The sequence below is a fragment of the Streptomyces parvus genome, assembly GCF_014648875.1.
Taxonomy (GTDB): domain Bacteria; phylum Actinomycetota; class Actinomycetes; order Streptomycetales; family Streptomycetaceae; genus Streptomyces; species Streptomyces parvus.
Genome location: NZ_BMRY01000047.1, coordinates 1 through 815 on the forward strand (window position 1 = coordinate 1; position 815 = coordinate 815).

Genomic DNA, 815 nt, shown 5'->3' on the forward strand with positions numbered 1-815 from the left:
GAGAACGAACTCGACACACTCCTCACCACGGCCGCCCGGCACCCCTTCGACCTCGCCACCGAAACACCCCTACGCGCCACCCTCTTCCAACTCACCCCCCACCAACACGTCCTCCTCCTCGTCATCCACCACATCGCCGGCGACGGCTGGTCCCTCAACCCCCTCGCCACCGACCTCACCCACGCCTACACCCGACGCACCAACAACCAACCCCCCAACTGGACCCCCCTCCCCGCCCAATACACCGACTACACCCTCTGGCAGAACGAACTCCTCGGCGACCAGAACGACCCCCACAGCCTCTTCACCAACCAGATCACCCACTGGAAAAACACCCTCAAAAACCTCCCCGACCACATCACCATCCCCACCGACCGACCCCGCCCCACCATCACCACCTACCAAGGCGACTACACCACCATCACCATCAACCCCACCCTCCACCAAAAAATCACCCACCTCGCCCACACCACCAACACCACCGTCTTCATGGTCCTCCAAGCAGGACTCACCACCCTCCTCACCAAACTCGGCGCCGGAAACGACATCCCCATCGGCACCCCCATCGCCGGACGCACCGACCACAACCTCGACAACCTCATCGGCTTCTTCGTCAACACCCTCGTCCTCCGCACCGACACCACCAACAACCCCACCTTCACCCAACTCATCAACCGCATCCGCGAAACCAACCTCACCGCCTACGCCCACCAAGACGTCCCCTTCGAATACCTCGTCGAAATCCTCAACCCCACCCGCACCCTCAACCACCACCCCCTCTTCCAAATAATGCTCGCCCTCCAAAACGCACCCGA

General features: G+C 62.2%; 1 protein-coding gene. It reads left to right on the forward strand.

Annotated elements, in window-relative coordinates; all coding sequences use genetic code 11:
* The coding region (locus IE140_RS35730) for a condensation domain-containing protein (protein WP_229827182.1) at positions 1-815 on the forward strand (815 nt) is incomplete at both ends.